The organism is Curtobacterium sp. VKM Ac-2861 (assembly GCF_013204965.1).
Lineage (GTDB): Bacteria > Actinomycetota > Actinomycetes > Actinomycetales > Microbacteriaceae > Curtobacterium.
The window spans coordinates 37,287-50,254 of record NZ_JABMLA010000008.1 but is presented as its reverse complement, the minus strand read 5'-3'; the positions used below and the strand labels follow the sequence as shown (position 1 = coordinate 50,254).

The 12,968-nt window shown below is 71.1% G+C and carries 13 protein-coding genes; 5 read left to right on the top strand and 8 right to left on the bottom strand.

What is annotated here, in order from left to right; all coding sequences use genetic code 11:
- Position 1: 1 nt before the first annotated feature.
- A complete protein-coding gene (locus tag HQQ88_RS17730) occupies positions 2 to 1,300 on the bottom strand; it encodes an extracellular solute-binding protein (RefSeq protein WP_173170653.1) in 1,299 nt (432 codons plus the stop codon).
- A 145-nt stretch (positions 1,301 to 1,445) separates the two neighbouring features.
- Here HQQ88_RS17730 and HQQ88_RS17725 point away from each other — a divergent pair, with 145 nt between their 5' ends.
- Positions 1,446 to 2,477 carry a LacI family DNA-binding transcriptional regulator gene (locus tag HQQ88_RS17725; protein ID WP_123672942.1) on the top strand — a complete coding sequence of 344 codons (1,032 nt, stop codon included), beginning with the start codon at positions 1,446 to 1,448 and terminating at the stop codon, positions 2,475 to 2,477.
- Positions 2,478 to 2,484: 7 nt separating this feature from the next.
- Here HQQ88_RS17725 and HQQ88_RS20275 read toward each other — a convergent pair whose 3' ends face one another.
- A complete protein-coding gene (locus HQQ88_RS20275; RefSeq protein WP_173170651.1) occupies positions 2,485 to 3,468 on the bottom strand; it encodes an AraC family transcriptional regulator in 984 nt (327 codons plus the stop codon).
- Positions 3,469 to 3,589: 121 nt separating this feature from the next.
- Here HQQ88_RS20275 and HQQ88_RS17715 point away from each other — a divergent pair, with 121 nt between their 5' ends.
- On the top strand, positions 3,590 to 4,036 hold the full coding sequence (locus HQQ88_RS17715; protein ID WP_123294672.1) for a MarR family winged helix-turn-helix transcriptional regulator: 447 nt from the start codon (positions 3,590 to 3,592) through the stop codon (positions 4,034 to 4,036).
- Positions 4,037 to 4,103: 67 nt separating this feature from the next.
- On the opposite strand, the gene HQQ88_RS17710 is transcribed toward HQQ88_RS17715, so the two are convergent.
- The 6 genes from HQQ88_RS17710 to HQQ88_RS17685 form a co-directional block, all read right to left on the bottom strand.
- A complete protein-coding gene (locus HQQ88_RS17710; RefSeq protein ID WP_173170649.1) occupies positions 4,104 to 5,951 on the bottom strand; it encodes a choice-of-anchor G family protein in 1,848 nt (615 codons plus the stop codon).
- Positions 5,948 to 6,682, bottom strand: coding sequence for a hypothetical protein (locus HQQ88_RS17705; RefSeq protein ID WP_173170647.1), 735 nt, complete (start codon positions 6,680 to 6,682; stop codon positions 5,948 to 5,950). Before HQQ88_RS17705 ends, HQQ88_RS17710 begins: the two co-directional genes overlap by 4 nt.
- Complete coding sequence (locus HQQ88_RS17700; RefSeq protein WP_173170645.1) at positions 6,679 to 7,230, bottom strand: signal peptidase I; 552 nt, start codon at positions 7,228 to 7,230, stop codon at positions 6,679 to 6,681. Before HQQ88_RS17700 ends, HQQ88_RS17705 begins: the two co-directional genes overlap by 4 nt.
- Positions 7,231 to 7,238: 8 nt before the next feature.
- On the bottom strand, positions 7,239 to 7,976 hold the full coding sequence (locus HQQ88_RS17695) for an acyl-CoA dehydrogenase (RefSeq protein ID WP_216835059.1): 738 nt from the start codon (positions 7,974 to 7,976) through the stop codon (positions 7,239 to 7,241).
- A 123-nt stretch (positions 7,977 to 8,099) separates the two neighbouring features.
- Positions 8,100 to 8,471: a carbohydrate ABC transporter permease gene (locus HQQ88_RS17690; RefSeq protein WP_367917052.1), complete on the bottom strand. Its 372-nt coding sequence runs from the start codon at positions 8,469 to 8,471 to the stop codon at positions 8,100 to 8,102.
- A gap of 196 nt (positions 8,472 to 8,667) precedes the next feature.
- A complete protein-coding gene (locus tag HQQ88_RS17685; RefSeq protein WP_173170643.1) occupies positions 8,668 to 9,684 on the bottom strand; it encodes a LacI family DNA-binding transcriptional regulator in 1,017 nt (338 codons plus the stop codon).
- Between the two features lie 174 nt (positions 9,685 to 9,858).
- On the opposite strand from HQQ88_RS17685, the gene HQQ88_RS17680 reads away from it, so the two are divergent.
- The 3 genes from HQQ88_RS17680 (at position 9,859) to HQQ88_RS17670 (ending at position 12,966) form a co-directional block, all read left to right on the top strand.
- Positions 9,859 to 11,070: a sugar ABC transporter substrate-binding protein gene (locus tag HQQ88_RS17680; RefSeq protein WP_123294666.1), complete on the top strand. Its 1,212-nt coding sequence runs from the start codon at positions 9,859 to 9,861 to the stop codon at positions 11,068 to 11,070.
- Between the two features lie 148 nt (positions 11,071 to 11,218).
- Positions 11,219 to 12,079, top strand: coding sequence for a carbohydrate ABC transporter permease (locus HQQ88_RS17675; RefSeq protein WP_123939110.1), 861 nt, complete (start codon positions 11,219 to 11,221; stop codon positions 12,077 to 12,079).
- Complete coding sequence (locus tag HQQ88_RS17670) at positions 12,076 to 12,966, top strand: carbohydrate ABC transporter permease (protein ID WP_111084887.1); 891 nt, start codon at positions 12,076 to 12,078, stop codon at positions 12,964 to 12,966. Before HQQ88_RS17675 ends, HQQ88_RS17670 begins: the two co-directional genes overlap by 4 nt.
- The last annotated feature ends 2 nt before the right edge of the window (positions 12,967 to 12,968 follow it).

The window sequence follows — 12,968 nt, the reverse complement described above, 5'->3', positions numbered from 1 at the left end:
GTCAGCCCTTGGCCGCAGCCTGGTTGGTGGTGTCCACGATGTCCTTCGCGCTGCCCTTGCCGGCGAGCAGGTCGACGACGCTGGTGTTCAGCGCGTTGCCGACGTTCTGGCCGTACAGGGTGTCCAGGTACTGCGAGACGAACGGCGCGTCCTGGTAGGCGGCGAGCGCCGACTTCAGGTAGTCCGCGTCGACGACCGTCTGGGCCTCCTGGTTGACCGGGATGGCCTGGAACGCCGTGTAGTAGGCCTCTTGGTTGTCCTTCTGCACGATGAAGTTGAGGAAGTCCGTGCAGGCCTTCTTCGGGGCCTTCGCCGAGCAGGAGTTGCCGTCGACGCCGCCCATCATCGACTTCGGGTCACCCTTGCCACCGTCGATGGTCGGGAACGGGAACCAGCCGAGGTCGGCCAGCGGCTTGCCGTCCGGGGTGAGCGAGCTGATCACGCCCGGGTCCCACGCCCCCATGAGCTCCATGGCGGCCTTGTGGTTGGCCAGCAGACCGGCGGAGCTGCCGGCACCCTGCTGGGCAGCGGTCGTCAGGAACCCGTCGTTGAACGGCTTCGTCGCGGTGAAGTCCTCGAGCTGCTCGCCGGCCTTCGTCCAGCACGCGTTGTCGAACTTCAGCGACTTCGCCGCGCCCTCGAGCGTCTTCTGGCTGCACTCGCGCAGCGCGAAGTTGTAGTACCAGTGGGCGGCGGGCCAGGCGTCCTTCGCACCGACGGCGACGGGGTCGATGTCGGCGGCCTTGAGCTTCGCGATGTCGTCGTTCAGCTCGTCCATCGTCGTCGGGGTACGGTCGATGCCGGCTTTCTGGAACAGGTCCTTCGAGTACCAGATGCCCTCGGGGAGCACGGCACCGGGCATGGCGTAGGTCTTGCCGTCCTTCTCGTAGCCCGCGAACGTCCCGGCGCTGATCGACTTCTTCGCGTCGGCGCTGATGGAGCCGGAGATGTCCATGAGCTGCCCGGCGGCGATCATCGCGTCCATCTTGCCGCCGCCGCGCTGCAGGAAGACGTCCGGCCCGTCGCCCGAGTTGAGCGCGGTCTGCAGCTTGCCGTCCAGGTCCTCGTTCTGGATGGCCTGCGTCTTGATGGTGACGTTCGGGTACTTCGCCTCGAACGCCTTGACCGTCGAGGCCCAGTAGGCCTTGCCGGGTCCGGTGGTGGAGTTGTGCCAGAAGGTCATCGTGACCTTCCCGTTGCCGTCGTCGGCCGCGTTGCCGCCTGCCGAGCAGCCCGTGGCCACCAGTGCTGTCGCCCCGATCAGCGCGATGGCTGCCGCGGCACGGATCTTCCTCGTCATCGTGGAACTCCTCGTGTCGTCGTTGACATGCAGCGACATCCACTGCCGCTGCGGAGAGCGTGCCAGGTGCTCCTGCCGCTTGTCAATCGATATCGATAACGTTTTCTACGCCGTTTCGACACGCCATCAGCGGTACGGTGAGCACATGGACTCGGCACTCGGCGCGCGTCCCGGTGCCGGCCGGGTGACGATCGGCGACGTCGCACGGGTCGCGGGGGTCTCGATCCCCACCGTGTCGAAGGTCATCAACCAGCGCGACGGCGTCGCCGCGGCCACGATGATCCGCGTGCAGCAGGTCGTCGCGGACCTCGGCTACGAGACGTCCTTGGTCGCCCGCAGCCTGCGGAGCTCCCGCACCGGGGTCGTGGGGATCCTGGTGCCCGAGTTCGAGCCGTTCTCGACGGAGCTCCTGCGCGGCATCTCGAGTGCGACGACCGGCACCGGCTACGAGCTGCTCGCCTACGCCGGCCTGATGACCGGCGCCGACCGTCCGGGCTGGGAACGCCGGTCACTGTCACGCCTGTCCGGCACCCTCATCGACGGCGCCATCGTCGTCACCCCGACCACGGCCCTGTCGAGCTCGTCGATCCCGGTCGTCGCGATCGACCCGCACACCGGGCCCGAGGGCCACGCGACGGTCGACGCCGACAACGAGGGCGGGGCGGTCCAGGCCGTCGAGCACCTGCTCGCGCTCGGGCACACCCGGATCGCGCACCTGCGGGGGCGCGTCGACCTGGCGTCCGCCCAGCTGCGCGAGGCCGGGTACCGCTCCGCGCTGACCGCCGCCGGACTCACGATCGACGAGCGGCTCGTCCGCGACGGCGACTACCAAGAGGAGCAGTCCGCGGCTGTCGCGCGGGACCTGCTCACGATGGACGAGCGACCGACCGCGGTGTTCGCCGCGAACGACTCGTCGGCCGTCGGTGTGCTGCGAGCCGCGGCGGAGCTCGGCCTGCGGGTGCCGGAGGACCTGTCCGTCGTCGGGTTCGACGACGTCCCCCAGGCGTCGATCACCACCCCGCCGCTCACCACCGTTTCGCAACCGCTGGCCGAACTCGGGTCCCGTGCGGTCGAGATGCTGCTGACGATGCTCCGTGGTGAAGCCGCGTCGGACCACGTCCGTCTGTCGACCACGCTGCGGGTGCGTTCCAGCACCGGCCCCGCGCCGCGGGCCTGACCCCCGGCTAGCGGCGCAGGGTCTGCTTCGGGTACTCGCCGAACCTGGCTGCGTACGACGCCGAGAACCGGCCGAGGTGCGCGAACCCCCAGCGTCGGGCGACGTCGCCGATCGCTCCGACCTGCGGGTCGAGTGCGAGGAGTTCGCTGCGCACGCGGTCCAGACGGACGTCCCGCAGGTAGGTGAGCGGCGACACGTCGAACACCCGACGGAACGACTCCTGCACCGACCGCACGCTCAGGCCGGCCACCGCGGCGAGGTCGGCGATGGTCACGGTCTCGGACGCGTGCGCGTGGACGTACTCGACGGCGGCGCGCAGCCGGGCGTTCCGCGGCAGGGCCAGTTCGGCCGGCAGGTCGTCGAGCTGCGGCGGGAAGGTCTCGAGGAACGCGGCGATCGCGAGCGACTTCGCCTCGACCCAGGTGTCGGAGTCCGGCCCGCCGACACGGAGCGCGCGGGACAGCGCGGCGAGGGCAGCCTGCCACCGGCCGTACATCGCGTTGTCCGGTTCGCGCGTGTGGTCGAAGCGCAGCGGACGGTCGCCCAGGTCGAGCTGTTCGCTGGCGACCCGGTGCACGAGCTCCCGGTCGAGGTGCACCAGGCGCTGGTCGTGGTCCTCGGCCGCGAAGACGAACGCGGTGTCGCAGGGCAGCAGCGTCGGCACGTTCCGGTGCAGGTCCACCCGCTGCCCGCCGAGGTCGAGGTGGGCGCTGCCGCTCGTCATCCACGCGACGATGTAGTCGGTGCTGATCGGCATCGCACCGCGCAGGACGCCGCGCATCTGGGACCGACGGATGCTGATCTCGGTGTCGCCGACCGCGGTGTAGCGGTAGAGGAACTCGCTGCCGGTCTGCTGGGCGGACCACTGCTCGGCGCCGTGCACCATGGCCAGGTCACGCGCCGCCGACTCCGGATCGATGCCGGACACTTCGAAGCGCACCGACTCGCTCGCGCGTCCGCCGGCACGTGGGGCATCGTACGTGTCAGTCACGGTGCATCGCCCCCGTGCCGGACACCCGAACCTGACCGTGCAACTCGTTATGTGGATACGCTGACCCGGTGAGCACGGCGTACGGTGGCGCGGACCCGATCGGTTCGAAGGGGGCTCGCTCGTGAGCGATCTCGACCTCGTGGCGGCGCTGACCCGACTCGAAGCAGCAGTGTCCGCGCTGCGGGCGCGGTTGCGCGACCAGCTCGACGTCTCGGGCAGCGACCTGACCGTGCTGCAGTTCGTGTCCCGCGCCGAAGCGGCCGACCGGACCGTCCGCGTGAAGGACCTCGCGAAGCACCTCGGCCTGACCGGACCGGCGGTGACCGGCATGGTGGACCGACTCGAGCAGAGCGGACACCTCAGCCGTGTGCCGAACCCGGCCGACGGACGGAGTCGCCACATCGAGCTGACCGAGACCGCCAGACGCGACTACTCGATCGCCATGGACGGCACGAACAAGCACCTGCACGAGCTCTTGGCCTCCTTCTCGGAACGGGACAGGGTCCGGTTCGTCCGGATCGTCGACCGCATCATCGCGGCCGTCGACCTCGGCGCCCCGAGCCCCTGACGGCAGGTTACGGGCGGTCAGCATGCGGCTCCGGTGATTGTCCACCATGCGCAGCTAGGTAACGATGCTACCTATCTCGGGCGCGGGCGGCATCGAGGAGCGACACGGAGTTCGGCCCCACCACGGCGCTGGCCAGATCGACGCGGGCCAGTCCCCCGGGCACCAGGGCGTCCGCGATCGACAGGCGGAGTGCGGTCTGCGTGTACTGCCCGGTCGTCGCACGGCCGGCCGGGGTCGGGGCGGCCGCGAGGTCCTGTTGCACGTTCACCCGGAGCGAGAGCACCCCGGGCAGCCGCGCGAGGACCGTCCCGAGCGCACGGACCACCGGGCCGCCGATCGTGGTCGTCAGCGTCGTGCCGAGCGTCCCGACGAGCGCGAACAACCGGGTCGTGAGCGCCCCCACCACCGCCTGGGTCAACGGGTTCACGAGCGACGTGGCGAGGCCGGTCACGACGCCGAGCAGACCACCCAGGTCGAGTCCGAGCAGCGCGACCCCGACCGACAGCTTCGTCTGCCCCGCCATGAGCGCCGCGACCCCGGTGTCGACGCCGATCGACAGCGTGGCGATCTTCACGCGGATGCCGAGCACCAGGGGTGCGCTGAGGTCGGCGGCGAGCGCGATCCGGACGTGCAGGGACCCGAGCGCGGTCGTCAGGGCGGTCGTGATCTTCCCCGCCCAGGCGTCCACCACCTGCCCGAGCCGGTCGGCCAGCGCACCGAGGGTGACGGCGTCGAGCACCACCTCGTGGTTCGGCGGCAGGTCGTTGAGCCCGTGCTCGTCGTCGCCGAGCAGGTGCGCGAGGTCGACCCGGACGGATCCGGCCGACAAGTCGAGCGACAACGTTCCGCCGGCGTCCTGCACGGGTTCGGCGAGCAACGGCGCGACCGCGCCCGCCAGGTCCGGCCCGGTGATCTCGACCGTGCCCCCGATGGTGCCGAGCCCGAGGCTGCCGGTGAGCCCGCCGAGCACCCCGAGCACGCCCTGGTTGATCGTCCGTGCGAGCACCCCGTCCGTGCCACCGAGCGCGTCGACCGTGGCGTCGAGCTGCACCACGGTGTCGTTCACGGCCGTGACGAGCGCACCGACAAGCGGGCTGTCCACACGGAGGTCGAGGCTCGCGATGCCGTAGTCGCGCTCGAGCCCGGTGGGGCCGCTGTCGGCTGCCACCTGCTGCACCGCGGCCCGCAGGTTCGTCGCGAGCGTCCGCTGGACGACCCCGCCCCACACGTCGTCGCTGATCGCGTCGCACCCGGCGAGCTGCGCACTCGCACCGACGGCACCGACGTCGAGCCCCACGTCGGTGACGTCCGCGATGCCCGGCAGTGCGCGGCCGAGCGTGATCGACGCCGGGTCGGGCAGGTCCCCGGACGGGGTCGTCGGCGTGACGAGCACGCCACCGGAGTCCGCGACGAGCCCGGATGCCGCCACCGCGTCACCGGTGCCCGACGCCGTCGCGACCTGGTTCACCGCGCCCGCCGAACCGGCCGGCAGTCCGAGGCCGAGACCGGTGAGGTCGATGCCCGCCACGTCGCCGAGCAGCCCGACGTCGAGCGGGTTGCCGAACGCCTGCGTGAACGGGCGGCCGCCGGTGCCGAGCTCGGGCGCGGTGGCCGGCTCGACCGATGCCGGTGCGGCTCCGGTCTTCGCGACGTCGACCCCGCGCACCGTCGCGACGTCGTCGAGGTCGATGCCGGCGATGCTCCCGCCCAGGAACCGGCTCGAGGCCGTCGACGTGTAGTCCGCGTCGGTGCCGCAGTCGAACGACGACGTCCCCACGGCCCCGTGCGCCCACTCGCGGTCCGACCACGACGCGGTGCTCGGGACGGCGGTGGGCGTGACCAGGGCTGCTGCGACGACGATGCCGGTGACGACCGCGATCCGCCCACGGCGCAGGTGCAGCGGACGCCGGCTCACGACCGGCTCCCGGGGCGTCGGAATCGGAGGGCGACGCCGGCGAGCACGGCCGCGACCGCGACGAGCACCGGCCCCGCGAACCCGCCGCCCGTCATCGCGAGGACGACCGGACCGACGTCGTCGCCCCCGCCTTCGCCACTGCCGTCGCCGTCGCCGTGCGTCGGGCGTCCGGGCACGACGGGGTCCCCGCCGCGCGCGGTCACGCCGACGCCGACCTCGGCGGTCCGGGGCACCGTGGTCGCGGCGTCACCGAGGGACAACCGGACGAGCAGGTACGCCGAGCCGTCGCCGTCCGGGTCGGGCACACGGACCGACGGCGCGGTGGTCGCCCAGTCGACGAGGGGGACGGCGTCGACGAGGGCGGCGGTCTGTCCGCCGCACGTGGGGGCTCCCGACGGGTCCCCCCACGGCTGGTCGCACGTCGCCACCGACACGAGCACGCCGTCGGTCCCGCCCGGCAGGCCGCCCCGCCCCGTGAGCTGCAGGTCGAGGGTGACCGGGCCGGGCTCGTCGACGCTCGTCCGCACCTGCCACGTGACGTCCGCGTCGTTCCCCGCCCCGGGCAGCACGAGGGGCTCCGGACCGGTGTGCAGCACCAACCGGCCCGGCGTGCCGGTCTCGGCCACGGGCCTCCAGTCCGTCGCGGCGACCGCCACCGCCGTCGTGCCGACCCCGGCCGCACCGACGAGCACCGCGGCGACCGCCGCGGAGGTGGCGAGGACGCGGGTCACGAGTCCTCCCGCCGGGCCGGCCAGAACGCCCACGCGACGAGCACGCCGACGAGCGCGACCGCCAGCCCACGGGCCGGGGCACTCGTGACCACGACGAGCACCGAGCCCAGGCCGGGGGCGTGTGCCAGCACGAGTCCGGCGTGCCGGACGACGTACGGGTCGCGGTCGTCGGAGGCGTTGTCGTCGCCCCGCAGGGTGAGCGACCGCGCGGCGGTGTCCCCCGGCACCCGGTCCACCGCGACCACCCGGTGGGTGACGGGCAGGGCCGACCCCCCGCGCGGGACCGTGACGACGTCCCCGTCGGTGATCTCGGCCGCGGGGACGCGGTGCGTGATGGCGAGCCCGCCCGCGGGGATCGTCGGGGCCATCGACCCGGTGGTGACGACGACGAACGACAGCCCGGTGAACGCCACGGCGGCCCAGGCGAGCAGGCACGTGAGCCCGATCGCGCCGGCGACCGTCAGGACGATGGTGCGGATGCGGTCGGCAGGACGACGGGGCGGCGCCGCGCCCTCGTCGGAGGACGTCGGCGCGGTGGAGCCGCGCACGGCCGCGCTCAGTCGGACTCGGCGGCGAACTGCCACGCGGGCGCGGCCGTCCGCCCCTGGAGCGCGTCGACCGACGTGCCGGCGGGCAGGGTCGGCGACGCGGGCAGCGAGACCTCGAAGCAGTACACCTGCGTCGACCCGCCGGCCGCGGCGAGGGGCCGCGCGATCGTCGCGGCAGCCGTGCCGAGCGGCCCGGACGCGACGCTCGTCCACGGCACGTCGAACGCGGTGGCGTCGCACACTGCGGTGGTGTCCGTGATCGCGGCGACCCGGACCTGCAGGGCGTTCCACAGCACGTCGTCGGCGTCGGAGACCGTGACACCGGACGCCGGGACCGCTGCCCGGAGCACCAGGTCGCCGGCGATCGAGTCGGCGGTGGTGCGGAGCGCGACGGGGGCGTAGGTCGCGCTGCCCGGCGACAGGGCGAGCGCGTCGACGGTGAACCGGAGCGCCTGCCCCGGGTTCGTCTCGTCCGAGGTGAAGCCCGCCGCGGCGAACGGCGCCGTGACGTTCTGCTCGACCTCGAACCCGGAGGTGCCGACGCCCGGCCCACCCGAGCCGTTGCCGCCGAACACCCACTCGGTGTCCGTCCACGACGCGAGCGTGTAGCCCGCGCCGCCGATGACGAGGACCCCGCCGGCAGCGAGCGCGAACACCCGGTTGCGACGCCGGGAGCGGCGGGCGGTGTCGTCCGCGGCGCGACGGCCACGGTTCCGGGCGCGCGGGGGCGCAGTGCTGTCAGCCATGACGTGTCTCCTGATCCGTGACGCCGATCGGTGGCGGCGACGGCCGGGGTGGTTGGTCCTGGCCGTCGCCGTCGACGTCTGCTCCGATCCTGGCGGACTATCCCTCAGGAATCAATGGACGCGTCACCCCTTGACGGCACCGGAGGTGAGCCCCGACACGATCGAGCGGCGGAACACGAGCACCAGGATCACGATCGGCACCGTCGCCGCGACGCTCGCCGCGAAGATCTGCGCGAACGGCACCGTGAACTGCGTGCCGAACAGCGCGATGCCGACCGGGATCGTCCGGAACGAGTTCTCGCTGTTGAACGTCAGCGCCATCAGGAACTCGCTCCACGACGCCGTGAACGTGAAGACGCCGACCGTGAACAGGCCCGGCTTCGCCATCGGCAGGATCACGCTGAGCACGGTGCGCCAGGCCCCCGCCCCGTCGATCTCGGACGCTTCCTCGATCGTCGAGGGGATCCCGACGAGGTAGTTCCGCATGATCCAGATGGCGAACGGCAGGTTGAACGCGCGCGGCGGGCGCGGGCGGGACGCGGGCGCGGGCGGGACGCGGTGCCGAGCTTTCGCGCTGGGCGACAGTTCACGGGTTCGCGGCCCCGCGAACTGTCGCTCAGCCCGAAACGTGGGAACGGGCGGACGGGAGGCCCGTGGCGGCGCCGGACCGCGCCTCCCGTCCGGCAGGCGGTCAGGCGGGGGCGGGGGCCGTGGACTCCGCGGTGCGGAGCGTGCACGGCAGCAGGAAGTGCGGCAGGTCGTCGGACGTGCCGTCGAGCTGCTCGATGAGGGCGTCGGCGGCCCGGATCCCGAGCTCCTGACCCGGCGCGACCATGGTCGACAGCCGCGGGTAGTGCTGGTCAGCGTTGGCCTCGGACGACGCGATGCTGAGCACGGAGACGTCCTCGGGGACCCGCCGCCCGGCGGTGTAGAGGCCGACCAGGACGCCGGCGGACGAGTCGTCCTTCATCACGAGCAGCGCCGTGACGTCGGGGTCCGCCGCGAGCAGGTCGCTCGTGGCCTGCCGTCCGCCGTCGCTGCCCGGCCCGGCGGTGACGACCGTCCCGGCCAGCCCGCGCTCGGCGATCGCGCGCCGGAAGGTCGCCTCGACGCGCAGGTGCGGTGCGTAGCCGGCCATCGGGGTGCCCTCGAGGTCCTCGAGCACGAGTCCGAACCGGCGGTGCCCGAGCGTCTCGAGGTGGTCGAGGCTGTCCTCGATGGTCGTCTCGAAGTCGATGTCGACGAAGGGCAGACCGCTGCTGTCGCGGGTCCGGCCGATCAGGGTGAACGGCACGCCGAGGTCGGTGAGGACGGCGACGCGGGGGTCGTCCATCCGCACCTCCATCAGGATGACGCCGTCCACGAGCCCACCCGACACGAGGTCGTCGAGGTCGTCTCCAGCGGGGTCCACCGGCCAGAGCACGAGGTGGTAGCCCCGCTCGGACGCCCGTTCCGCGGCACTCATGAAGAACTGCGAGGTCGTCGGGCTGAAGCGGTTGCCGGTGGTCGGGAACAGCAGCGCGATGATCCGGGTCCGCCGGCTCGCCAGGGCCCGGGCGACGACGTTGCCGCGGAACTTCAGCTCGCGCATCGCGGTCTTCACCCGCGCGGTCGTGCCGGGGGTCACGTACTTCGTCCCGTTCACCACGAAGGACACGGTGGCGATCGAGACCCCCGCCCGATCGGCGACCTGCTGCATCGTGGCCATGGCGCTGATCCTAGCGCGCGGGAAGTCAGAAAAGCGCTTTACAGGTGAAGCGCTTATCTGTTAGCTTCTCGCCCCAGGAGCACAGCGACGATGACGTCAGCGGCCTCGTCGATGCGTGCCTGCCCCAGCACCCGTCAAGAGAAGAGCTCTGCAATGAAGCAAAGATTCCCCTCCATGTCCCGCCGGACGCGCGCCCTCGTCGGCGCTGTCGCCGTCGTCGCCACGATCCCCCTGGTCCTGTCCGGCTGCTCCGGCTCCGGATCGGCCTCGTCGGGCGGCAGCAAGGCCCTGACGATCGAGGACTACTACGACGCGAACTACAACCCGGTCTACAAGACGTGCGCGAAGGAGGTCGGCGCGACGGTCACGATCAACCACGTCGCCGGCGCCGGTCTGATCGCGAAGGTGCTGCAGCAGGCATCGTCGAAGACGCTGCCCGACGTCCTCATGCTCGACAACCCCGACGTCCAGCAGATCGCCTCCTCCGGTGCCCTGTCCGACCTGTCGGACTACGGGCTCGACGCCGACGGCGACGTGCCCGGCGTGAAGGCCGCGAGCACCTACAAGGGCAAGCTCTACGGCCTGCAGTCGAACACGAACTCCATCGCGCTCTACTACAACAAGAAGCTCCTGGCGGACGCCGGCGTCCAGCCGCCCAAGACGTGGGACGAGCTCAAGGCCGCGGCGAAGAAGCTCACCAAGGGCTCGACCTACGGCTTCGCGATGAGCAACATCAACACGTACGAGGGCACCTGGCAGTTCCTGCCGTTCTTCTGGTCGAACGGCGGTGACGAGAAGGACATCGCCACCGCGGACGCCACCCAGGCGCTGCAGCTCGTCGAGGACCTGCAGGACGACGGCTCGATGTCGAAGAGCTCGATCAACTGGGCCCAGGCGGACGTCAACAACCAGTTCCTGGCCGGCAAGGCCGCGATGATGATCAACGGTCCCTGGCAGCTGCCGGCGCTCAACGAGAAGAAGAGCCTCGAGTTCGACAGCGTCCCGATCCCGACGCGCACCGGCGAGGCCACGGTCGCACCGCTCGGCGGCGAGGCGTTCACCGTCCCGCAGACCGGCGACAAGGACAAGATGCAGCTCGCCGGCAAGTTCGTCGGCTGCCTCCACTCGCAGAAGATGCAGAAGACCCTGTCCGAGGTCAGCGGCAACGTGCCGACCAACCTCGAGGCCGGCGCCGCCTGGGCGAAGGACCACCCGCAGGTCGCGTCCTTCGTCACCACGGTGCAGACCGCTCGCGCGCGCACCGGTGAGCTCGGACCCGACTGGCCCAAGGCCGCCACGAAGATCTACACCGCCGTCCAGCTCGCCCTCACCGGCAAGGCCAGCCCCGAGGCAGCGCTCAAGCAGGCGCAGTCGCAAGAGCAGTAGTCCACGGGGAGCCGGCCGACCGGTCGGCTCCCTCCGGCGTGCAGGAAAGGACCCCGGCGTGAGCGCCTCGACACAGACACGACCACGGACGATCCCGCCCGTGGTGACCCCCCGACCCGGGCAGCGACGAGCCCGGTTCCGATCCGGCGTGACCCGATGGCTCTTCGTGGTGCCAGCGGCGGTCTTCGTGGCCGTCTTCTTCGGCTACCCCGTGGTGAAGAACATCATCATGTCCTTCCAGGACTACACGACCGCGACCTTCTTCACCGGCGAGGCCCCCTGGGTGGGACTCGGCAACTACATCTCGGTGTTCCAGAGCTCGGTCTTCACGACGAGCCTCGTGAACACCGCCCTGTTCACGGCCGGCTCGATCATCCTGCAGTTCGTCATCGGGCTGAGCCTCGCGCTGTTCTTCCGCCGGCACTTCCCACTGTCGGGCTTCCTGCGGGGGCTCCTGCTCCTGCCGTGGCTCCTGCCGCTCATCGCCTCGAGCGCGGTGTGGAAGTGGCTGCTCGACCAGGACAGCGGGGCACTCAACCAGCTCCTCGGTGTGGTGGGCATCGCCCCGGTCCCGTGGTTGGTCAGCCCGAGCCTCGCGCTCATCGCCGTCATCGGCGTCAACGTGTGGCTCGGCATCCCGTTCAACACGACGATCCTCTACAGCGGCCTGCAGTCCGTCCCGCCGGAGCTCTACGAGGCCGGTTCGCTCGACGGCGCCACCGGGTTCAAGGCGTTCTGGTACATCACGTGGCCGAGCATCCGGTCGGTGGTCAGCGTCGTGGTCGTGCTCGGGGTCGTCTACACGTTGAAGGTCGTGGACATCATCCTCGGCCTGACCGGCGGCGGGCCGGCGAACTCGACGCAGACCCTCGCCACGAACGCGTACCACCAGTCGTTCATCAACTTCCAGTTCGGCATCGGAGCCGCGGTGAGCAACGTGCTCATCGTCGTCTCGTTCGTCTTCGCGATGGTCTACATCGCGATCTCCCGGAAGGCGGTCGACGAATGAGCGTCGGACTCGCGAACCAGACCGTCACCGCCACCCGCGCGATCACGACGAAGCGGACCACCCGGGCACCCCGCCCGCGCGGTTCCGCCAAGGGCATCCCGTTCACGATCCTCGGGTGCGTGTTCCTCGCGATCATGGTGTTCCCCGTCTACTGGATGGTGAACACCAGCCTGCAGGCGACGTCCGGGGCTGCCACGGCGACGTGGTTCCCGTTCTCCCCCACCTTCGCCGGGTACGAGGCCGCGTTCGCCCAGCAGGGGCAGAACTTCCTGTCGAGCATGATCATCGGCCTCGGAACCGTCCTGCTGACGCTGGCCATCGCGACGCCGGCCGCCTACGGGCTGGCCCGGTTCCGGATGCGCGGCGGCCGGGTGTTCCTGCTCGTGCTGCTGATCACCCAGATGATCCCGGCGATCGTCATCGCGAACGCGCTGTACACGCTGTTCAACAACATCGGGCTGCTCAACAGTTACGTCGGGCTGATCCTGGCCGACAGCGCGGTCCAGGTGCCGTTCGCCATCCTGCTCATGCGGGCGTTCATGGAGTCGATCCCGCCGAGCCTGGTCGAGGCCGCACTGGTCGACGGCGCCAGCGACTTCCGGGCGTTCGTGTCGATCGTCGTGCCGATCAGCCGGAACGCCATCGTCACCGCGGCGCTCTTCACGTTCCTCGGCGCGTGGGGTGACTTCCTCATCGCACTGACCCTGACGTCGACGACCGCGGTGCGACCGATCACACTCGGCATCTACAACTACATCGGCTCGAACGTCACCGACTGGGGACCCGTCATGGCGACCTCGGTGCTGGCGTCCCTGCCCGCTGCCGTCCTGCTGATCTTCGCGCAGAAGTACATCTCCGCTGGTGCCCTCGGCGGTGCCGTCAAGTGACG